The sequence below is a fragment of the Mucilaginibacter sp. OK268 genome, assembly GCF_900103125.1.
Lineage (GTDB): Bacteria > Bacteroidota > Bacteroidia > Sphingobacteriales > Sphingobacteriaceae > Mucilaginibacter.
The window spans coordinates 687,715-708,196 of record NZ_FNJV01000001.1; the positions used below are offsets into that span (position 1 = coordinate 687,715).

General features: G+C 44.2%; 20 protein-coding genes. 10 read left to right on the top strand and 10 right to left on the bottom strand.

From position 1 onward, the window contains the following. Positions 1-144: 144 nt before the first annotated feature. Positions 145-633 carry a hypothetical protein gene (locus BLR84_RS02720; protein ID WP_090463961.1) on the bottom strand — a complete coding sequence of 163 codons (489 nt, stop codon included), beginning with the start codon at positions 631-633 and terminating at the stop codon, positions 145-147. 67 nt (positions 634-700) lie between these two features. Further along, a complete protein-coding gene (locus tag BLR84_RS02725) occupies positions 701-2,944 on the bottom strand; it encodes a sodium-translocating pyrophosphatase (protein ID WP_090463964.1) in 2,244 nt (747 codons plus the stop codon). Positions 2,945-3,215: 271 nt separating this feature from the next. Between BLR84_RS02725 and BLR84_RS02730 the strand changes: the two genes are divergently transcribed. The 3 genes from BLR84_RS02730 (at position 3,216) to BLR84_RS02740 (ending at position 6,713) form a co-directional block, all read left to right on the top strand. Continuing rightward, entirely contained in the window at positions 3,216-4,682 is a 1,467-nt protein-coding gene (locus BLR84_RS02730) for an APC family permease (RefSeq protein ID WP_090463967.1), read from the top strand. Further along, on the top strand, positions 4,660-6,066 hold the full coding sequence (gene dacB, locus BLR84_RS02735) for a D-alanyl-D-alanine carboxypeptidase/D-alanyl-D-alanine endopeptidase (RefSeq protein ID WP_090463971.1): 1,407 nt from the start codon (positions 4,660-4,662) through the stop codon (positions 6,064-6,066). Before BLR84_RS02730 ends, dacB begins: the two co-directional genes overlap by 23 nt. 248 nt (positions 6,067-6,314) lie before the next feature. Further along, entirely contained in the window at positions 6,315-6,713 is a 399-nt protein-coding gene (locus BLR84_RS02740; protein ID WP_090463974.1) for a hypothetical protein, read from the top strand. Positions 6,714-6,834: 121 nt separating this feature from the next. Here BLR84_RS02740 and BLR84_RS02745 read toward each other — a convergent pair whose 3' ends face one another. Both BLR84_RS02745 and namA read right to left on the bottom strand, forming a co-directional pair. Next, positions 6,835-7,254, bottom strand: a complete 420-nt coding sequence (locus tag BLR84_RS02745) for an OsmC family protein (protein WP_090463977.1) — start codon at positions 7,252-7,254, stop codon at positions 6,835-6,837. Between the two features lie 122 nt (positions 7,255-7,376). Next, entirely contained in the window at positions 7,377-8,444 is a 1,068-nt protein-coding gene (gene namA, locus BLR84_RS02750; RefSeq protein WP_090463980.1) for an NADPH dehydrogenase NamA, read from the bottom strand. A gap of 225 nt (positions 8,445-8,669) precedes the next feature. On the opposite strand from namA, the gene BLR84_RS02755 reads away from it, so the two are divergent. The 6 genes from BLR84_RS02755 to BLR84_RS02785 all read left to right on the top strand — a co-directional run bounded on the left by BLR84_RS02755 (position 8,670) and on the right by BLR84_RS02785 (position 13,447). Next, complete coding sequence (locus BLR84_RS02755) at positions 8,670-9,872, top strand: cation:proton antiporter domain-containing protein (protein ID WP_090465747.1); 1,203 nt, start codon at positions 8,670-8,672, stop codon at positions 9,870-9,872. Positions 9,873-10,376: 504 nt separating this feature from the next. Beyond that, positions 10,377-10,919 (top strand): GNAT family N-acetyltransferase, encoded by a 543-nt coding sequence (locus tag BLR84_RS02765; RefSeq protein WP_090465750.1) that lies wholly within the window; start codon positions 10,377-10,379, stop codon positions 10,917-10,919. Between the two features lie 74 nt (positions 10,920-10,993). Beyond that, complete coding sequence (locus tag BLR84_RS02770; protein WP_090463986.1) at positions 10,994-11,842, top strand: bifunctional helix-turn-helix domain-containing protein/methylated-DNA--[protein]-cysteine S-methyltransferase; 849 nt, start codon at positions 10,994-10,996, stop codon at positions 11,840-11,842. Positions 11,843-11,852: 10 nt separating this feature from the next. After that, the gene (locus tag BLR84_RS02775) at positions 11,853-12,560 is read left to right on the top strand and encodes a 2OG-Fe(II) oxygenase (RefSeq protein ID WP_090463989.1); all 708 of its coding nucleotides are present in this window, start codon (positions 11,853-11,855) and stop codon (positions 12,558-12,560) included. Beyond that, the gene (locus BLR84_RS02780; RefSeq protein WP_090463992.1) at positions 12,557-12,823 is read left to right on the top strand and encodes an Ada metal-binding domain-containing protein; all 267 of its coding nucleotides are present in this window, start codon (positions 12,557-12,559) and stop codon (positions 12,821-12,823) included. Before BLR84_RS02775 ends, BLR84_RS02780 begins: the two co-directional genes overlap by 4 nt. A gap of 57 nt (positions 12,824-12,880) precedes the next feature. Beyond that, positions 12,881-13,447: a tetratricopeptide repeat protein gene (locus tag BLR84_RS02785; protein WP_090463995.1), complete on the top strand. Its 567-nt coding sequence runs from the start codon at positions 12,881-12,883 to the stop codon at positions 13,445-13,447. Positions 13,448-13,566: 119 nt separating this feature from the next. Here the strand turns inward: BLR84_RS02785 and BLR84_RS02790 are convergent, their stop codons facing one another. The 4 genes from BLR84_RS02790 to BLR84_RS02805 all read right to left on the bottom strand — a co-directional run bounded on the left by BLR84_RS02790 (position 13,567) and on the right by BLR84_RS02805 (position 17,921). Then, complete coding sequence (locus BLR84_RS02790; RefSeq protein WP_090463998.1) at positions 13,567-14,454, bottom strand: alpha/beta hydrolase; 888 nt, start codon at positions 14,452-14,454, stop codon at positions 13,567-13,569. Positions 14,455-14,563: 109 nt separating this feature from the next. Next, positions 14,564-15,454 carry an alpha/beta hydrolase gene (locus BLR84_RS02795; protein ID WP_090465752.1) on the bottom strand — a complete coding sequence of 297 codons (891 nt, stop codon included), beginning with the start codon at positions 15,452-15,454 and terminating at the stop codon, positions 14,564-14,566. 64 nt (positions 15,455-15,518) lie between these two features. Beyond that, complete coding sequence (locus BLR84_RS02800; RefSeq protein WP_090464001.1) at positions 15,519-16,478, bottom strand: MBL fold metallo-hydrolase; 960 nt, start codon at positions 16,476-16,478, stop codon at positions 15,519-15,521. 348 nt (positions 16,479-16,826) lie between these two features. Further along, positions 16,827-17,921 carry an AI-2E family transporter gene (locus BLR84_RS02805; protein ID WP_090464002.1) on the bottom strand — a complete coding sequence of 365 codons (1,095 nt, stop codon included), beginning with the start codon at positions 17,919-17,921 and terminating at the stop codon, positions 16,827-16,829. A gap of 207 nt (positions 17,922-18,128) precedes the next feature. Between BLR84_RS02805 and BLR84_RS29905 the strand changes: the two genes are divergently transcribed. After that, complete coding sequence (locus tag BLR84_RS29905; RefSeq protein ID WP_162996252.1) at positions 18,129-18,305, top strand: DUF6496 domain-containing protein; 177 nt, start codon at positions 18,129-18,131, stop codon at positions 18,303-18,305. 40 nt (positions 18,306-18,345) lie between these two features. On the opposite strand, the gene BLR84_RS02810 is transcribed toward BLR84_RS29905, so the two are convergent. After that, the gene (locus BLR84_RS02810) at positions 18,346-19,323 is read right to left on the bottom strand and encodes a Gfo/Idh/MocA family protein (RefSeq protein ID WP_090464005.1); all 978 of its coding nucleotides are present in this window, start codon (positions 19,321-19,323) and stop codon (positions 18,346-18,348) included. A gap of 128 nt (positions 19,324-19,451) precedes the next feature. After that, the gene (mgrA, locus tag BLR84_RS02815; protein ID WP_090464008.1) at positions 19,452-20,444 is read right to left on the bottom strand and encodes an L-glyceraldehyde 3-phosphate reductase; all 993 of its coding nucleotides are present in this window, start codon (positions 20,442-20,444) and stop codon (positions 19,452-19,454) included. Positions 20,445-20,482: the final 38 nt, after the last annotated feature.

Sequence of the window (20,482 nt, forward strand, 5' to 3'; positions counted from 1 at the left end):
AACACCGGTAAGATCAAAAAATGTTTTTAAAGTTAAACAGAGCAGCCTTCTTTTTTCGGCTGATTTATTCTTGTTTTGCTTAAAAAGATATTTTAATTGTAAAGTTTTGTTGATTTACTAATATCTGCACTAAGGTATTTAGGTTTAATTATTTCTGGTAAGATTTGGAAAAAAGTGTGCAAGTAGATTAAACAAAACTGTGAGTATTATAATAAAAAGAATCAATCGACCCGTTCGCCTTGTTTTTAATTGAAAAGCGACAAAGAAAGAAAGTGCTGCATTAACTAAAGTGATTGTAATAATGCCCGATAAAAACTCGTGCAAAGTGTAATCAACGGTAATGATCAGCATCACTCCGTGAAAAAGACACTCTGCAATAAAAAATATCCATGTACTATAAAGCATCAAAAGAATTATGCTTATATCATGTTGCACTTTTATAAGTCTTTTTTGAGCAATGATGAGTACCGTAATGAAGATGGTACATAATATAGCTCCGTTTGTCTTAATGGGTGTAAAGGGTATATATTCAGGAATATTCAATGGAGATTCAAATACTACATACCATGTGGCTATGAACGCTACAAAAGTGATAAGGCTGTATTTGATAATGATCTTGTGGAAAGGTTTCATAATTATGAGCTAATATAAAAAAAGAGCCACCCTTGCAGGCGGCTCTTCTCAACACTATTTATTCGAATTAAAGCTTTTTATCGGTCTTGATCACTACGTGCGTGTTCAATGATTGCCTGTGTATCTCCCGTTGGATACGCGGACTGGTATCAACCAAATGATTCAGGTGCGGCGCGATCACCAGCGAAACGATCGACATCAATTTGATGAGGATGTTCATCGATGGACCTGATGTATCTTTAAACGGATCGCCTACGGTATCACCGGTTACAGACGCTTTGTGTGGTTCTGATTTTTTGTAATGGATCTCGCCATTGATCTCTACGCCTTTCTCAAATGATTTTTTGGCATTATCCCATGCGCCACCAGCATTGCTCTGGAAAATACCCATCAGCACGCCCGATACAGTAACACCGGCCAGTAGGCCGCCCAAAACTTCGGGGCCAAAGGCAAAACCAATAATGATAGGGGTGATGAGGGCTATCAGACCGGGAGCAACCATCTCGCGGATAGAAGCTTTGGTTGATATAGCCACGCATTTTTCGTATTCAGGCTTGGCTTTGTATTCCATAATGCCCGGGATCTCGCGGAACTGGCGCCTTACTTCCTCCACCATGGCCATAGCCGCACGACCAACGGCCGATATACATAATGCCGAGAAGATGAAGGGGATCATCCCGCCCACAAATAAACCGGCCAAAACATCGGCCTTGTAAATATCAATATGCTCAATACCAGCCACACCCACAAAGGCCGCAAATAAGGCCAGTGAGGTTAACGCTGCAGAAGCGATAGCGAAACCCTTACCGGTAGCCGCGGTAGTGTTACCTACAGCATCCAGGTTGTCTGTACGGTGACGTACTTCTTCGGGCAGGCGGCTCATTTCGGCAATACCACCCGCATTATCAGCTATAGGGCCAAAAGCGTCGATAGCTAATTGCATGGCTGTAGTGGCCATCATACCGGCTGCCGCGATAGCTACACCATACAAACCCGCGAAGTGGTAAGAACCATAAATACCTGATGCCAGTACCAGGATAGGCAGCACGGTTGATTCCATACCCACGGCCAAACCGCCAATAATATTAGTAGCATGACCGGTTGATGATTGACGGATGATGCTCAATACCGGGCGTTTACCCATAGCCGTATAATATTCGGTGATGATGGACATTAAAGTCCCAACGATCAGTCCGACAACTATCGACATGAAAACACCGTCTTTAGTGAATGGGATGATCCCGCTTTTTATAACATGATTGGCATCTTCATCACGTACCATGTGGAATTCTCCAGCCGGTAACATCCACTGTACTACAAAATAGGTAGCAATGGCGGTTAATATGATAGATGCCCAGTTACCCATGTTCAGGGCTTTTTGTACGCTGTCGGTCTCATTTTTGATCTTTACGAAAGCTGCGCCAACAATAGAGAATATCAAGCCTAAGCCGGCTATCACCATCGGTAACAAAATCGGGGCTATACCACCAAAAGCATCATGCGATACAATCTCGCGGCCCAGCACCATGGTAGCCAGCATGGTAGCCACGTATGATCCGAATAAATCGGCACCCATACCGGCAACATCCCCTACGTTATCGCCCACGTTATCGGCAATAGTAGCCGGGTTACGTACGTCATCCTCAGGAATCCCGGCTTCCACTTTACCAACAAGGTCGGCACCTACGTCGGCCGCTTTGGTATAAATACCGCCGCCAACACGGGCAAACAGGGCTATAGATTCGGCACCTAAAGAGAAGCCTGCCAAAACATCAAGCGCTTTGGCCATATCCTCACCATTTACGGTGCTGCCTGCAACGTTTTTAACGTATATGGTATAAAAAACAATAAACAACGAACCCAAACCTATAATGGCTAAACCGGCAACGCCTAAACCCATCACCGTGCCACCGGTAAAGGACACTTTTAATGCTTTAGCCAGGCTGCTGCGCGCGGCCTGCGTAGTGCGTACATTAGCTTTAGTAGCTATACGCATTCCCAGGAAACCTGCAAATGCTGATAAAAACGCGCCAATTAAAAATGATATGGCGATTACCGGGCTTGATGTAGCCACCGTGGTGCCAGACCAGGCCAGTAAAACGCCTGCAACTACTACAAAGTAGCCTAATACTTTCCATTCTGCACGTAAAAAAGCCATTGCCCCATCGGCAATGTACCCGGCCAGCTGGGCCATGTCGCCGTCGCCGGCATCTTGTTTGGTGACCCAGGCAGCTTTAACTGCCATGGCGAGGATGCCAATAAGGCCTATCACCGGAATTAAGTAGATCAAGTAATTGTTCAAAAAATCCATGTTCACAAATTTGGTTTATAAGTAGTAGTTAGGAGCAAGGATTTTTGGAACAAAGAGCAAGGATAGCTTCAAAACGGACATTTTGCGGTATATCTAAAATCTTGATATTCGATACCCGCCCCCCATTTCAAAAATCTTTGCTCCAAAAATCCTTAATCCTTAGTCTCTATTAATTGGTGGATGCAAAATAGTAATTTTATTTTCTTTATAAAGGCCTGTCAATTATAAAGTTTTTTGAATAGTTTAGGGCCTTCAACCTTTAAAAACACTTATGGCAAACAACTCCGGACAACCAAAAATGAAACACGAACTGAGCCTGCTCGACGGCACCATGCTGGTAGCAGGTTCCATGATAGGTTCTGGGATATTCATTGTAAGCGCGGATATTATACGTAATGTGGGCTCGGCAGGCTGGCTGATAGCTATTTGGGTACTAACCGGTTTCATGACGCTTACCGCAGCCTTAAGCTATGGCGAGCTAAGCGGTATGTTTCCCAAAGCCGGCGGCCAGTATGTTTATCTGAAAGAAGCTTATAATAAATTTATTGCTTTTTTATATGGCTGGAGTTTATTTGCCGTAATACAAACAGGAACTATCGCTGCGGTTGGTGTGGCTTTCTCTAAATTTACCGCTTACTTAATACCTGCCTTTAGTGAAGATAATATCCTCTGGAAGCTAAAAACAGGTGTTGATGCTGCCGGACAGGACAAGTTTTTTTCAATCAGTGCGGCGCAAATTGTATCCATCATACTTATTATCTTTTTAACCTTCGTAAATACCAGGGGTGTGAAAAGTGGGAAGATAATTCAAACCACTTTCACGCTAACCAAGCTGATCAGTTTATTTGGGCTGATTATTTTTGGTTTTATCATGTTGAAACCCGATGTATGGCATGCCAACTGGACAAATGCCTGGGATCTGCATAATTTAAATAAGGATGGTAGTATTACCACCTTAACAACAGGGGCAGCTTTAGGCGCTATTGCCGCAGCTATGGTTGGTTCTATTTTTAGCAGCGATGCCTGGAACAGCGTAACCTTTATTGCCGGCGAAATGAAAAATCCTAAACGAGACGTGGCGATAAGCCTGGGATTAGGCACACTGATAGTTACCATTATCTACGTATCGGCAAATGTGGTGTACACTGGTGTTTTACCATTGCATGAAATAGCTACTGCCGAGAAAGACCGCGTCGCTGTAGCGGCTTCACACATCATATTTGGCAACATAGGCACCATTATTATCGCTTTAATGATCATGATATCAACCTTTGGCTGTAATAACGGGTTGATATTATCAGGTGCCAGGGTTTATTATACCATGGCTAAAGACGGATTGTTTTTTAAACAAACAGGTACTTTAAATAAATTCTCGGTTCCGCAATTTGGTTTATGGTTACAATGTATTGTGGCATCATTACTTTGTTTAAGTGGCCGTTACGGCGACTTGCTCGATATGATATCTTTTGTGGTAGTTATATTTTATATATTAACCATTGTAGGTATTTATATTTTACGCAAAAAACGACCAGATGCAGAACGACCATACAAAGCAGTGGGATATCCTATTTTACCAGCTATTTATATTTTGATGGGACTGGCCTTTTGCGGTTTACTATTTGCTTATAAAAGAGATTATGCCTTATACGGATTAGTAATTGTATTAATTGGTATCCCGTTATATTTTATATCGCAGCGGAACGTTAAGCATGAGGATGAAACGGTTATTGATAGTTAGTTTATTTTTGATAAGCGGGCAGCTTTATGCCCAGGATCTTCAGCAAAAACTCGCTAATGCTTTTGGCAGGTTGCAGGCCGATAGCCAATGTAGTTATGCATCGGTATCGTTAACCGTGCTGGACGCTAAGACCGGCGAACAGGTATTTGCCGCCAACCCCAATATGGGGCTGGCAACTGCATCAACCCTCAAAACCATCACCAGTATTACGGCCTTTAATATTTTAGGGGCCGATTTTAAATACCAAACCCAATTGGGTTATGCAGGTGAAATTGCCGCTGATGGTACACTGAACGGCGATGTGATCATCAAAGGTGCCGGCGACCCCACCCTGGGCAGCTGGCGATACGAGCAAACCAAAGAGGCCCATGTATTAGCCCTGATGACTGATGCCTTGCAAAAAGCCGGTATAAAAAAAATCAACGGTAGAATTATTGGCGACGATAGCATTTTCGGCACCCAGTCTATCCCCGAAGGATGGATCTGGCAGGATATCGGTAACTATTATGGCGCGGGTACATCTGGCCTGTGCTGGCGCGAGAACCAGTTTGATATTAAATTGCGTACTGGCGTGGTGGGTAACCCGATAGGCGTATCCCGTACCGTTCCCACCATCCCATACCTTACTTTTAAAAGCGAGTTGGTAAACGGAGAGGCTGGTAGTGGCGATAACGCTTATGCCTTTTTGCCTGTTGGCAGTTCGGTGATGTATCTGCGCGGTAGTTATGCCATTGATAAGGATAAAAAAAGCATATCGGCAGCCACACCCGATGCTGCTTATGATGCCGCCCTGCGTTTATCAGACACACTCAAAAAGTTAGGCGTTTTGGTAACAGGCGGACCGGAATCGGCGGCTACTTTAGCTGCTAAAGATCTGAAGTTGCCCCTCATCAGCAAAAACTTAACTACTATATTATCGCCGCCATTGAGCCGCATCGTTTATTGGCTTAACCAAAAAAGCATTAACCTATATGCCGAGCAATTGCTCAAAACCATTGCCTGGAAACAGGGCCGCAAACCTACCTCGGCAAACGGTGTAGAAGAAGTTCAGAAATTCTGGAAAGCGCGTGGTATCGACCCTAACAGCATCAATACTTACGACGGCAGCGGCCTCTCGCCTGGCGATAGGGTAACTACCTTAACGCTGGCCAAAATACTGCAATCGGCCAAAAAAGAAAGCTGGTTTGCCGATCTGTATGAGAGCCTGCCGGTTTATAACGACATGAAAATGAAAAGCGGCAGCATCAACAGTGTGCTTTGCTATGCCGGTTATCAAACCCATAATGGTCGCGAGCTATGTTTCTCCATTATGGTGAACAACTTTAACGGCTCAAGCCGCGGCATTAAGGAAAAAATGTTTAGGGTGCTGGACGTGCTGAAATAACCCCAACCCCCTGAAGGGGGAATAGCCCATGAAAAGACATAACAAATAAATAATGTCTTGAATGGGGGCTGTCACCCTGAGCATCGTCGAAGGGTTGAGCGCAGAGGCCTGCCCACCATGCTTCGACGGAGCTCAGCATGACACCCTTTTGAACAAAGTTCAGCGACGGGCTTATTGTCCTGAAGAAGGGATTTTTGATTTGCGGTTTCTTTATAAAACTTTGTAAGTTTATATATCAATAATAAACCATGAAAAAACTAAGCATAATCGCCATTCTGATCGTATGTGCCTTCTTCGCCTGCAAACCAAAAAACAACCCGGCTGATGAAGTTAAAAGCATCCAATTTAAATTTACCGAGTTGGGCCGCCAAACGCAGTTCAGGATAACCTGCGATAAGTTTGATTATTATTTCCCCGAAGGCAAGGTTAAAAATTTTACGCAGAAAGCCGCTGTTGATAGCGTGATGCTGTTGTTAACCGATATGAAAAGGACGGATGATGGCTTTCAGCCTGATGTGCGCGGCAAGATCTATCTTACACATCCTAATAACACCGTAGATACGTTATGCGTAGGCGTAAAAGTGCTTACCTATAAAAGCGCTACTTACGAAACGCCGCAGGCTTTGCTGGCTTTGATACAGAAATAAAATTCAGAGGTAAATATGTCATTGCGAGCGTAGCGTGGCAATCTCCTGGCGTTCTCTCGAATAAGAATAGCTACGAGATTGCTTCGTCGTTCCTCCTCGCAATGACATGTATAGAAAAATTTTAAGCGTAAGTAACGTTTAAAGTAATAGGCACACTTAGTGCTTTTGAAATAATGCAATTGGCTTTGGCGCCTTCGGCAATTTGTTTGAAAGTAGCCTCGTCAACACCGTCAATAAGTGCTCCTTTAAGGTCCAGCAGAATACCGGTAACCGCCAGGCCAACCATGTCCAGATCCAATATGGCATCGGTGGTTAAATCGTTAGGAGTGAAGCCAGCCTGGGTTAAAGCAGCGCCAACCGCCATGGTAAAGCAACCTGCATGCGCTGCAGCAAGCAATTCTTCGGGGTTGGTACCGATGCCATCGGCAAAACGGGTTTTAAATGAATATTGGGTTTTGTTTAATACAGTGCTCTGGGTAGTGATCTCTCCCTGACCTGCTTGTAATGTGCCGTTCCAATGGGCGTTTGCTGTACGTTTCATAGTGGTTTGTTTATTGATTTTTTATTTAGTTCATTGTTCATAGATCATTGTTCATAGTTTTTTGGCTCATGTATCTGATTATAGTTTTCAACCATGATCTATGAACCATCCGCTATGAACTATTACCATTTGGCACGTTCATATTGAACAGGCCATTTTACTTCGTGCCCCAATTCATGCGCGGCACGTAAGGGGAAATGCGGATCGCGCAGCATTTCGCGGGCCAGGAATATCAGGTCGGCCTCACCTTCCTGTATAATTTCATCGGCCTGGTAGGCTGTTGTTATTAGGCCTACCGCTCCTGTAAGTATACCACTTTCCTTTCTAATTTTCTCTGCAAACTCAACTTGATAACCTGGTTTTAACGGTATCTTAGCATTGACCACATTTCCACCGCTTGAGCAGTCGATCAGGTCGACGCCTTTATCTTTCAGGATCTTCGCCAAAGCCACAGAATCATCGGCGGTCCAGCCACCTTCGGTCCATTCGGTTGTGGATAAACGTATAAACAAAAGGTTTTCTTTTGGCCAAACCTCTTTAACGGCTTCCACCACCTCAAGTAGTAAACGAATGCGGTTATCAAATGTTCCACCATATTCATCAGTTCGTTTATTGCTGATGGGTGAAAGAAACTGGTGCAGCAGGTATCCGTGGGCGCCGTGCAGTTCGATCACTTGAAAACCTGCAGCAATGGCCCTTTTGGTAGCCGCTTTAAAATCGGCTTTTACTTTTTCAATACCTGCTTTATCCAGTTCAAGCGGTGCTTCCTCGTCGTCCTTAAATGGAACGGCGCTTGGAGCTACTGCTTTCCACCCATTAGGTTGGTTTGATGGTATTTGTTTGCCGCCATTCCAGGGTTCCACATGGCTGGCTTTACGCCCGGCATGGGCCAGTTGCACGCCGGCAACGGCACCATGCGCCTGTATAAAATCGGTAATGTGCTTTAGCTTTTCGATGTGTTCATCGCGATAAATGCCCAGATCGGCAAAGGTGATACGGCCTTCGGCTGATACTGCGCAGGCTTCGGTAATGATGAGTCCCGCACCGCCAACAGCCCTGCTACCCAGGTGGATGAAGTGCCAGTCGTTAGCAAAACCATCCTCGCTGGAATACTCGCACATGGGTGATACCGCGATACGATTTTTTAATTCGATGTTCTTTATTTTTAAAGGGGAAAACAGATGAGCCATTTTAAATTTTTAGGTAAATATGATAACTAACAGCGGTAAAGCCTTCACTGTTTTGTAAAATACCTGATAGGGAAAGCTAAGAGCCTAAAGCCGAAGGCTGAAAGCTTTTGAGTGGGTGTATTACTAACCGTGACCCCGAAGATTGGTTATATGCCAACTCACCAAACAATAACTAAATTACAACTGTTAAGGCTCATTTACATACGGACATTAAAGCAACCTGATTTGACTACATACACAACCCTCATTATCCTCAGCGGACTGGTCATATTCTCCTACCTGTTTGATCTGCTGGCCGGTAAAACCAAAATCCCTTCGGTTATTTTATTACTGCTGCTGGGCATCGGGCTGAAACAGATTGTGGAGTATTTTAATATCCCGATGCTTAATTTTTCGCTCATCCTGCCTACACTGGGTACATTGGGTTTGATATTGATCGTGTTTGAGGGGGCATTGGAACTGCGCTATAACAGTGATAAAAATGCCATTATCAAAAAGGCATTCTTTTCGGCATTGAGTATATTGTTACTGAGCGCGGTGGCCATCACGGGTATCATCTACTATTTAACCGGCGAGAGTATTTATAAATGCTTTGTAAATGCGATACCTTATTGTGTAGTGAGTTCATCCATCGCCATACCATCCGCGGCCAATCTGATCAAGAGTAAAAAAGAATTTATCATTTATGAGTCCTCGTTCTCGGATATACTCACCGTGATACTGTTTAATTTTATAGTCAGAAACCCCAAGATTGACATCGGGTCATTTGCCAAATTAGGCGGCGAGCTTACAGGTATTATCCTGGTGGCTATTTTATCATGCCTGGCCTTATTATATGTTATCGGGCGGTTAAAACATCATATCAAATCGTTCCTGATCATATCCTTACTCATCCTGGTTTATTCCATCGGTCAGTCGTACCATTTGTCCGCGCTGATCATCGTACTGGCCTTAGGATTGTTCCTGAACAATGCCAGCCAGATCAATTTTGCCTGGTTCCGGAGAACGTTTATCTATCCAGCCTTTAAGCATGATATTAAACAACTGCACCAGCTTTCGGCAGAGAGCGCGTTCCTGATGCGTACCTTCTTTTTTATCGTTTTTGGCTATACCATGAATATCCGCGAATTGAATGATATGCCTATTTTGCTAAGTGCCGGGGCTATTTTGCTGTCTATTTATATTGTACGGTTCCTGTATATTAAACTGGTATCCAAAACCGATCTGATGCCTGAGCTTTTTATTGTACCCCGCGGATTGATCAATGTACTGCTGTATTATAACCTGCCAGCCAATTTGCGCATCCCACAGGTCGGTGCCAGTTTATTATTTGTAGTAGTATTAGGCACAAGTATTATACTAAGCCTCGGTTTGCTGGTAACCAAACGGCACGAAACAAGCCCAAACCAGGAATTTAATAATGTTTAGCCTCACCCTGCCCTCTCCATCCAGATAGCTATCGGGGGAGCGGAGCAAAAATAATAATTTGAAGTTCGCCCCTTTGGGGGCGATAAATCATGGTTTACACTATAAACCCAGAATATTATGTAAAATATATTCAACTTGTTTATTATCAATTAGTTGTATTTGTGTTAACCATAAAAAGTGTAAACCATGTAAACCCAATTTTAATAAAATGGGCCGAGCGACTGCGGGGGGCTTGGAGCCCTCTCCACGCGTCATTGCGAGGTACGAAGCAATCTCTAAGCTATACAGAGTGGCTGTGCATATCGGGGATTGCCACGTCGTTCCTCCTCGCAATGACGTTTTTTTCTGTTGTTCAAAATTCCCTCTTTGCGGCAAAGCCGGAGAGAGGGTCGGCGAGCGTAGCGTTGCCAGGGTGAGTCGGCTCTGCGACAATTTGAATTGCACCCGGGCCAAACAATTGCCAGGAATTTAATGATATTTGATAAAAGAGATTATACTATACCAATGACTATTACTACACGCCTCGCCACTTTCGAGGATATACCTTTTTTACAGCAATTGATAGGTGCCTCCGTACGTGGGTTGAGTACTTCTTATAATACCCCTAACCAGATAGAAAGTGCCATTAAATATATTTTTGGTATCGATACACAGTTGATCATCGACGGTACTTACTATGTGGCCCAGGTTGATGATACTATAGTGGGCTGCGGTGGCTGGAGCAAACGGAATACGCTATACGGCGGCGATCAGCATAAAGCGATAGAAGATCCACTACTTGACCCGGCGCAGGATGCCGCACGTATCAGGGCCTTTTTTGTACACCCCGATTGGGCCCGGAAAGGTATTGGCAAACATATTATGCAGGTATGCGAAAACGCGGCTAAAGAGAATGGTTTTACCAATTTTCAGTTGGGGGCTACTTTACCTGGCGTACCGCTTTACGAGGTGATGGGCTATCGTCCGCTGGAGCATATTGAACAGCCTATGCCCGATGGCGAAGTGCTGCCCATTATAAAGATGTATAAGGCTTGTATAAGCGGGTAAACAGCGCAAGTTTCGGGTTTTATAGGGGCTGATATCGGGGTAAATTTGTTTATCAATAATTAATAAACAAGAAGATGAACACACAAGAAAAAATCAATTACGACCGTATCGCCGAGGCGATCAACTATATAAAGCTGAACTTTAAAAATCAACCCAACCTGGATGATGTGGCCGAAAAGGTGCATTTAAGCCCTTTCCACTTTCAGCGTTTATTTACCGACTGGGCAGGTATCAGTCCCAAGAAATTTTTGCAATACCTGAGCCTGGATTATGCCAAAAACCTGTTGAAAGATAAACAAGCCACTTTGTTTGATACCGCTTTTGAAACCGGTCTGTCAGGCACAGGCCGCCTGCATGATCTGTTTATCAACATTGAAGGCATGACCCCGGCCGAATACAAGAATGGCGGCAAGGAGCTGGATATTAATTACAGCTTTGCCGAAAGTCCTTTTGGTAACATCATCGTAGCGTCAACCCCCAAAGGTATTTGCTACATGGCTTTTGCCGATGATAGGGAGGATGCTTTTAGTAAGCTCGAGGAGCAATTCCCGAATGCTTCATACACCCAGGTGGTGGACGTTGCCCAGCAAGATGCCCTGCATATCTTTAAAAAAGACTGGTCGGAATTGTCCAAGATAAAGCTGCACCTGAAAGGCACCAGTTTTCAGCTTAAAGTATGGGAAACGCTGTTAAAAATACCTATGGGCGATCTGAGCACTTATTCAGGCATTTCCAAACAGATACATCAACCCAATGCCAGCAGGGCCGTGGGTAGCGCGATAGGGGCCAACCCGGTTGCTTTCCTGATCCCTTGTCACCGGGTTATCAAATCAACAGGCGAATCTGGTGGTTATCATTGGGGGCCAACCCGCAAATCGGCTATCATTGGCTGGGAAGCCGCTTTAGTTAACAACCAGGCTTAATTGTACAGGTATGAGCATTAAAGAAAGAATTGACAGTCTAAACTGGACGGATATCACCTCGTCGATGAATAGCAAAGGCTATGCGCTGGTGAAAAATGTATTGAAGGCTGATGAGTGTGATAGTCTCACGGTTCAATATGCAAACGAGCAGCTATACCGTAAAACCATAGTAATGGAGCATCATCAGTACGGGCTGGGGGAGTATAAATATTTTAAATACCCCCTGCCCGCACTTATCCAGCAATTGCGGGAGAGTGTTTACCCCAAGCTAGCCCCAATTGCCAATGGCTGGATGCAGTTTTTGAACAAAGAGCAACGCTTCCCGGATACATTGGAAGAGTTGCTGCAGCACTGTCATGAACATGAGCAGTTGAGGCCAACACCCCTGATATTACAATATATCCAGGGCGGCTACAATGCTATGCACCAGGATTTGTATGGCGAAGTATTTTTCCCGATGCAGCTGGTTTTTATACTGGATGAACCTGGTCGGGATTATGAAGGCGGCGAGTTTATACTGATGGAGCAAAAGCCAAGGGCACAATCGCGCGCTATGGTGCTGAAACCCGCTAAAGGCGATATGCTGTTATTTACTACCAGCTATCGTCCGGCAAAAGGCAGCACGGGTTATCACCGGGTAAATATGAAACATGGAGTGGGCGAAATCACCTCCGGTAAGCGTCGTAGCATGGGTATCATTTTTCATGACGCCAAATGATCAAACATATTGAACTGGGCGATATCGCTTTTACCCGCAGCAGAAAGTTAAAACAGCTACTCGATACTAAGCAGATCAGATTTGGTGGTAATGCCCGGCTTAAAATTTATGGTACGATAAATTGTCAATCAGGCAAACGAATGAAACCGGAGAACCGTGTTTTCTTTACTTCGGAAGCAGAAGCAGTTGGCCTGGGATACCGTCCTTGTGGGCATTGTATGGTGCAGGAGTACCGGAGGTGGAAGAATTCCCAACATAATTAAAGCATGCCTTATTGCGTTAATAAGATTGGCTAAGTACATTTAGCCAATCTTATCATCATGCTAAAGAAAATACTCTTCATTATATGTATCCTTATTGCTGGCAGAACTACTTACGCGCAAACCGCCGACGAAGTGTATGACCGCTATGTTGATTTTAACGAGGCTTTTCTGAATGCCAATATGGAAAAAGCCATGACCCTTGGCGAACAAATACTACCCGATACAGCCAAACTGAAACCAAACACCCGTACCAGCTTCTATAATTTTATGGCACAGGTTTATGAAGGCGATCATCAAAGTATGAATGCTATTTTGTACTACAATAGGGTAATCGCTGCTCAGCCCAATTATTATGTAGCTCACCGGGCGTTGGGATATTTATACATCAAGGATATCTCTGGCAAGCCAACTAATGAGGTGGTTGTGGATGCAGCTTATATCGACAAAATAAAAAAGGCCTTGCCGCACCTGGAAAAGGCCCAGGCCTGCGACCCGGACGATCAAACGCTCAACCTCATCAAACTACTTTACCGAAACATAAAAGATCAGCGTAGCATTGATACTCTACCCGCCCGGCTTGCCCAACTGAAAAAGAATTGCGAAGATATCCTGAGCAGCCAGTAGCCCCTAAAGGGGCTAGATGTGCAAATATGCGGATGTGCAGATATGCAAATGATCCGCGCTCTAAGCAGATATTAAAATCATCTGCACATCTGTAATTTGCATATCTGCACATCCACAAGCTATTTCTGTCTGAAACTATCGCCTATAAATTCCAGGGCATCGGTAATGCCGGTACGCCAGTAGGTCCAGTTGTGGCCACCATCACGGATCCTGAATTCATGCGGAACTTTCTTCTCCATCAGGGCAATGTGCAGCAGGGAGTTGCCTTTGCTCAAGGGGTCATCATCACCGCAATCTATCCAGTAACGCACGCTTTTCAGTTCGTCAGTGTTTTTGCCTTGCACCAGGCCCAATATCGAATAGTTTTGCCAGGTAGCGTTTAATCGCTCCTTGCCCTTCAGGTCTGGACCGATCACTTTACTGTATACTTCGGCCCAGCGGGTATCAGGAATGGCCATTAAATCCTCATCACTACGTACAGCCGCGCTCAGGGCTGCCGCCGCCGAAAACATTTCGGAGTGTTTGATACTATACACCAATGTACCAAAACCACCCATGGATAACCCGGCTACAGCCCTGTATTTTTTTTCGGTTTTGATATGGTATTCCCTTTCAATATCCGGGATAAATTCTTTGAAAAAGAAATCCTCGTAATTCTGTTTCCCGTCGTAAGAGTTGATGTAGAAGGTGCCCTGCGCATCGGGCATCACGATGATCATGGGTGGGATTTTACCTTCGGCGATAGCTTTATCGGCATAGCGGTTCACCTCGCCAAACTGCAGCCAGCCGGTTTGGTCGTCGCCATAACCATGCAGCAGATACACCACCGGGTATGTCCGGTTTGATGTTTCATAATCGGGAGGCAGGTAAATAGCATATTTTACATTATGCTTTAAAATGTCGCTTTTTATGTTTTGTTCGTCTATCACTTTACCAATATGCTGGGCAAATGCGGTGCCAGTGCTTAAAAATAATAAAAGCAAGGAGAGCTTAAGGTATATTTTCATAAATTTTGGTATCGATTTAGTATCAAGTAGCTAGTATCAGGTATCAGGACATAAGATACACAGGCTATTATCTGCACATCTGTAATTTGCACATCCGCATATCTACAAGCTATTTCTGCCTGAAACTATCGCCGATGAATTGCAGAGCATCTGTTATGCCGGTACGCCAGTAGGTCCAGGTATGGGCGCCATCGCGCACCCTAAACTCATGCGGCACTTTTTTCTCCATCAGCGCGATATGCAGCAGGCAATTACCTTTGGTTAAAAAGTCGTCATCGCCACAATCAATCCAATAGCGTACGCTGCTTAATTGTTCGGTGGTTTTATCCTGTACCATACTTAAAACGGAATTTGTCTGCCAGGCCTTGTTCAGCCGGTCTTTACCTTTGAGCCCACGACCATACAGTTGTGCAAATACATGGTCCCAGTTCTCGTCGGGCATACCAATCATTTGATCGTCGGGGAATACCGCCGCGCTCAACGCTGCGCCTGCTGCAAAAAGCTGTGGGTATTTAATAGTATAAATAAGCGTGCCATACCCACCCATGGATAACCCGGCTACACCGCGGTATTCTTTATTGGCTTTAATGTGGTAAATTTTTTCAATCTGGGGCATAAACTCTTTGATAAAAAAGTCCTCATATTTCTCTTTACCATCATAGGAGTTAATGTACCAGCTGGAGTCGGCATTGGGCATCACAATAACCATTGGTGGAATTGTACCATTGGCAATAGCTTTATCGGCATAACGGTTTATTTCGCCAAACTGAAGCCAGCCGGTATTATCATCAGTATAACCATGCAGCAAATAAACAACAGGATAACTGCGATTGGCTGTTTCATAATCTGCAGGCAGGTAAATGGTATATTTTACGTTACGCTTTAAAATGCTGCTTTTAACGCTTTGCTCCTCAATTACTTTGCCCTGCGGTTGCGCAAATGAGGCGTTGGCCCATAATAATATGCAGCAAAGCAGCAGGCATTTCTGAACGGTATTCATAGATAGGCGGTTTAGTTTTGGTTGATGGAAATTTAGGTAATTTTTGGCGTTAGCCAAATACTATCTAAAAATTAAGCGCTTTGCCCTGTACAGGGTATATCAGGTTCAGCTGTAACTGATTGGCGGCTTTAAGCTGGGCTTTGATCCGGGTGATGCTGTTTGCCGGTGGTTTAAGATGCGTAACAACAATGTTTAATCCCTTTAATTCAGCCGGGCTTGTTAGTGTGGCCAGCTTATCCATTTCGGTCATGAACCAATGTGGTGTTAAATGGCCAAAAAGTGTTTTATCCGGTTGCTCATTCGGGAAGGATACCTCGATAAGGATAGCTTTTAATTTTTTGTTTTTGATGAGCGGGGCAATAGCCTCCCACAGGTTTTGCAGGTTCGTGCTCTTCTCAACAGTATCTGATCCTGTATCGCCCAGATATAAAACGTAATCATTATTACTTTGTACCAGAAAGGCGGTGCTGGTAAGGTTGGAATGACTCAGCGGGAATGCCTGCACTTTAAGCTGGGTGTTTTCGATATCGGTTTCGATACCCGGGTTAAGTACCTGGTATCGATATTTTTTTAAAGCGGGTGTTTCGCCCTGATCAGCAAAGTTGGCCCAGCTTGCCCAGGTAAAATAATGGGTTTTGATAGTTTCAATAGTGCTCTGAAGACCATAAATGTTTTTACTGCTGTCTTCAGGCGAATTAATGATGAGCCCGGCTATATGATCAAGATGCGCATGCGATATAAAATATCCTTTGATATACTGTCTTAATACCCTGTTGCCAGGTACCTGGAACGCTTTGTTGACTATTGCCTTTTGGATGCCATCATGCAAGGTACCTGCATCCAGGCAGATATACTGATTGGTACCGGAAGCAGCCAGCATATAGGCCGATAAGTTACTTTCATCAATACCACCCAATACTCCCAAAGGTACCAACCGAAAGGTAGGTTTGTTTTTGGATTGTGCCAGTGTAATAAAAGGCAGTAAAATATAAGTGATGATCAATAAAGCTTGCTTAAAGCGCATGTTTAGTAAGTTTTTCAATTGCAAACCTTGCAACTGCGAAGCCACTAAATTAATGATCCCACGGCATTAAGCGGAGTGATAATTAAAAAAGATAACGTACTTTAAGGCAGCGCGTACAAAAGAACTTTTTTAAGGGAAGCCAAAAGAGGAAGGTTTTGATGAATGGATTCCTTTTACGACGTAGATCAAGTACTTCATTACATTTTTTGCACCTGTAAACAGGACGCTGGGGGGCATTAATAATTTGCATTAGTTGGGGGGATTAATACAATAACAAACCTAAAATAAAAGGCCGGGATTCTAAAGTGACTATCCGTAAAAGGGTGTTATTTTTCTGTTAAATTGACACTACTCTGTTTTCATTTTGGCAGCGGCGGATTTTTTGTATTCGTAATCGCCACCTAACAGGTAACCCCATGGTTTTAAGCTCTCTATGCGGTCAAATATGATCTTGAAAATAGCAATAACAGGTATGGATAAAAACATGCCCGACAGGCCCCAGATCATTTCGCCTAAAATGATCCCAATAAATGATATCAGCGCGTTAAGCCTTACTTTTGAGCCCACAATGGTAGGCAGCAGGAAGTTGGCATCAACCGCGTGAATACTTACCACGCCAACCATCACAAATATGGTATCCTTGATACTGCCGGTAGCGAAAGTAATAACCGCGCTTAACAGCAAGGCCGTAAAAATGCCTATATACGGGATAATGTTAAACAGGCCTACAATGATACCCAGCAGCGCGGCATATTTGATACCGATGATCAAAAATACACTAATAGCCACAGCTGCTACGATCACCATTTCTAAAAGCAGGCCCAGAATGTACTGTCTTAATATAGATTGAATGTTCTCGACGATATCCATCACTACATGTTCGTTTTCATCCCGGAAAACCCAGATAATGAAACGTAATAGCAATCGTCTGTAAAGCAATATAAAAAAGGTAAATATCAGGATAAATACATAAAAGAGCATGAGTGATGAAATAGCCCCGAAAGTTGTACCCAAGACATCGCTACCCGAAGCCATGATCCTATCCGCGGTGCTGTGCACATAGTTCATTTGTTTTTCGGCATTAATATGAAAAGCTGATTGTACCCAGTCCTGCAGGTCATGCAATGATTGGGCTACCTGGTTTTTAAGCATAGGCCAATCGCTGGCCACTTTTGATATCTGTGAGCCTACCAGGTATAATATGCCGTAAACAAAACCGATAAGCAGTAATATGGATATTAAGGATGACGCGCTACGTGGCAACCTGCATTTTTTTTCAAGAAAATTGGATATGGGTAACAGTAGTATCGCGAAAATGAACCCGAATATCATAGGGTCAAGCAGGTCCTTACCTATAATGATCAGGTATCCGAGTGCCAAAAAACCGATTAATGTTAATGCAAGTCGTTCGTAAAATGGTGCAATCAGCTTTTTGGTGGACATATTGGTAATTTTCAGTTGGTAACGTATATGACGAGCGGATGTTTGAAGTTAAGCAATAATTACAGATAATAATTTACCATTTTGATTTTTTGTGAATTCGAAATTTATTGGGTTGTTGATCCTGGCTTGCCCGCAATAGCTGCTCAGCAGGATAATTTTTGGCAAATATTTTGCACGAGTTAAATTATCTACTTAAAAACTAAAATTATGGCAAAGTATTCAGAAAAAGCAGGTGAAAAAGTTGAAAAAACGATGCACGAAATGAAAGAAGGTAAGCTTAAAAGCGGTAGCGGTAAAAAGGTAACCAGCAAAAAGCAGGCTATTGCTATCGGCCTGTCGGAGGCACGTAAAGAAGGCGCTAAAGTGCCCAAAAAGAAAAGCTAACTTTTTTAGGTTAAAAGCGTTTTTGTAGGCAATAACGCTTTTACACCCCGACTGTAAAAGCGTCCAGTATATCCATCAATACAATGGCCTCTTCAATGCTGCAAGGGTTAGGGCCTTCGTTTTTAAAATAGGTTACTATCTTTTCGATCATAGGTTGTTGGATATGTTGGGGATGCGTAAAGGTGATGGTTTCATCCTCGGTATCGGTTTTCCAGCTGATGTAATTGCCAAAAAACGGGAAAGTAATCTTGCCCTTGGTGCCGATGATCTCGCAGGTATCGGTGGTGAGGCTTTCGGCTACATTGAAGCACCAGGACCCATTTACTACTACTTTGTTTTTAAATAAGATCTGCCCGCACACATGGTCGTCGGCAGGTGAGGCACCTGATTGATTGAGCGAGAATCCGTGGTACTTTTCGGGCACGCCAAAATAATACAGCATGAGATCGAGCTGGTGCGGGGCAAGGTCATGAAAATAACCGCCGCCGGATAACTCGGGGTTAACCCTCCAGTTGTCCTTGGTTTTAGCGATCAGCTCTGGTTTGCGGCTTTGCCACATCCTGATCTGCACGGTGCGGATATCTCCTATCTTTTTAGTGTCGATCAAATCCTTAACTGCCAAAAACATGGGTACGGCGCGACGGTAATGGGCAACGGTAAGCTTGCTATTGCCCAGTTTTACAGCTTCGGCCATGGCGCGAGCCTCGGCAGCGTTGCGGGTAACCGGTTTTTCGACATAAACGTTCAACCCCTTTTTTAGGGCACTGAGGGCATACTCCAGGTGCGAAGACGGGGGAGTGGCGATGTAAATGGCATTTACCCCGGCCTCGTCCATGAGCTTTTCGGCATCGCTGTACCATTGGTCTACCAGGTGACGTTGCGCATAGTCGGCGGCTTTGGCCGCATCACGCCGCATCACGGCTAACAGGTTACTATCGGCTATTTTTTTAAATGCCGGGCCGCTTTTTAATTCGGTTACGTCGCCGCAACCAATGATACCCCAGTTGATATTGCTCATATAAGCCCTCTCTAAATATCCCCCTGAAGGGGGAGACTTTTTAATATCTTAAATTTAATTTATAACTGATTAACTCATCGATTTACTGTCTTGATATACGAACGCAAGTCAGTTCCCCCTTCAGGGGGTTAGGGGGCTAATATTTTTTCTATCTGGCTAAGTTCGTCGGCAGAGAATGTGATATTATCCAACGCTTTTAGCGAGTCGGCCAGTTGCTCGGCACGGCTTGCTCCAATCAGCACCGAAGTTACACGGTTATCTTTCAACAACCAGGCCAGTGCCATTTGTGCCAGTGTTTGACCGCGTTTCAGGGCCAGGTCATTCAGTTGTTTTATCTGTGCTATCCTTTCGGGGGTTACCTGGTCCTTTTGCAGGAAACCGGTTGATTTTGCCGCCCTTGAATCTTCAGGAATGCCATGCAGGTATTTATTGGTCAGCAAGCCCTGCGCCAGTGGCGAAAAAGGGATACAACCCACACCAGTGTTACCAAGAACGTCCAATAAACCTTCTTCCGGATCGCGCACGAACATGGAGTATTTAGGTTGGTGGATCAGGCACGGGGTACCCAGATCTTTCAATATCGCAATAGCTTTCGCGGCTTCTTCAGCCGGATAGTTGGAAATACCGGCATATAAGGCTTTGCCCTGGCGAACGATGAGATCAAGCGCGGCCATAGTTTCTTCCAGTGGTGTTTCCGGATCCGGACGGTGATGATAAAATATATCCACATAATTCAAACCCATGCGTTTCAGGCTTTGGTCTAAACTGGCTACCAGGTATTTTTTGGAACCCCAGTCGCCGTAAGGGCCGTCCCACATGGTATAACCGGCTTTGCTGGAGATGATCATCTCATCGCGATAGCCACGGAAATCCTCTTTTAAAATACGGCCAAAATTTTCTTCGGCAGAACCCGGAGGCGGGCCGTAGTTGTTGGCCAGATCAAAATGGGTAATACCACTGTCAAAAGCCAGGTGCAAAATTTTGCGGTAATTTTCGGTTACATCCACATGTCCGAAATTGTGCCACAAACCCAGCGAAATAGCCGGAAGTTTGATGCCGCTATTGCCGCAGCGGCGATATTGCATTTTTTTGTATCTGTCTGCTGATGGTAGATATGTCATAGAATAAATATGAGCATTATGATGATTTTAAGAAAGGC

Bases quoted from the DNA above. Each gene is read 5' to 3' on its own strand.
- BLR84_RS02720 (WP_090463961.1), bottom strand. From the start codon at position 633: ATGAAACCTTTCCACAAGATCATTATCAAATACAGCCTTATCACTTTT.
- BLR84_RS02725 (WP_090463964.1), bottom strand. From the start codon at position 2,944: ATGGATTTTTTGAACAATTACTTGATCTACTTAATTCCGGTGATAGGC.
- BLR84_RS02730 (WP_090463967.1), top strand. From the start codon at position 3,216: ATGGCAAACAACTCCGGACAACCAAAAATGAAACACGAACTGAGCCTG.
- dacB (WP_090463971.1), top strand. From the start codon at position 4,660: ATGAAACGGTTATTGATAGTTAGTTTATTTTTGATAAGCGGGCAGCTT.
- BLR84_RS02740 (WP_090463974.1), top strand. From the start codon at position 6,315: ATGAAAAAACTAAGCATAATCGCCATTCTGATCGTATGTGCCTTCTTC.
- BLR84_RS02745 (WP_090463977.1), bottom strand. From the start codon at position 7,254: ATGAAACGTACAGCAAACGCCCATTGGAACGGCACATTACAAGCAGGT.
- namA (WP_090463980.1), bottom strand. From the start codon at position 8,444: ATGGCTCATCTGTTTTCCCCTTTAAAAATAAAGAACATCGAATTAAAA.
- BLR84_RS02765 (WP_090465750.1), top strand. From the start codon at position 10,377: ATGACTATTACTACACGCCTCGCCACTTTCGAGGATATACCTTTTTTA.
- BLR84_RS02770 (WP_090463986.1), top strand. From the start codon at position 10,994: ATGAACACACAAGAAAAAATCAATTACGACCGTATCGCCGAGGCGATC.
- BLR84_RS02775 (WP_090463989.1), top strand. From the start codon at position 11,853: ATGAGCATTAAAGAAAGAATTGACAGTCTAAACTGGACGGATATCACC.
- BLR84_RS02780 (WP_090463992.1), top strand. From the start codon at position 12,557: ATGATCAAACATATTGAACTGGGCGATATCGCTTTTACCCGCAGCAGA.
- BLR84_RS02785 (WP_090463995.1), top strand. From the start codon at position 12,881: ATGCTAAAGAAAATACTCTTCATTATATGTATCCTTATTGCTGGCAGA.
- BLR84_RS02790 (WP_090463998.1), bottom strand. From the start codon at position 14,454: ATGAAAATATACCTTAAGCTCTCCTTGCTTTTATTATTTTTAAGCACT.
- BLR84_RS02795 (WP_090465752.1), bottom strand. From the start codon at position 15,454: ATGAATACCGTTCAGAAATGCCTGCTGCTTTGCTGCATATTATTATGG.
- BLR84_RS02800 (WP_090464001.1), bottom strand. From the start codon at position 16,478: ATGCGCTTTAAGCAAGCTTTATTGATCATCACTTATATTTTACTGCCT.
- BLR84_RS02805 (WP_090464002.1), bottom strand. From the start codon at position 17,921: ATGTCCACCAAAAAGCTGATTGCACCATTTTACGAACGACTTGCATTA.
- BLR84_RS29905 (WP_162996252.1), top strand. From the start codon at position 18,129: ATGGCAAAGTATTCAGAAAAAGCAGGTGAAAAAGTTGAAAAAACGATG.
- BLR84_RS02810 (WP_090464005.1), bottom strand. From the start codon at position 19,323: ATGAGCAATATCAACTGGGGTATCATTGGTTGCGGCGACGTAACCGAA.
- mgrA (WP_090464008.1), bottom strand. From the start codon at position 20,444: ATGACATATCTACCATCAGCAGACAGATACAAAAAAATGCAATATCGC.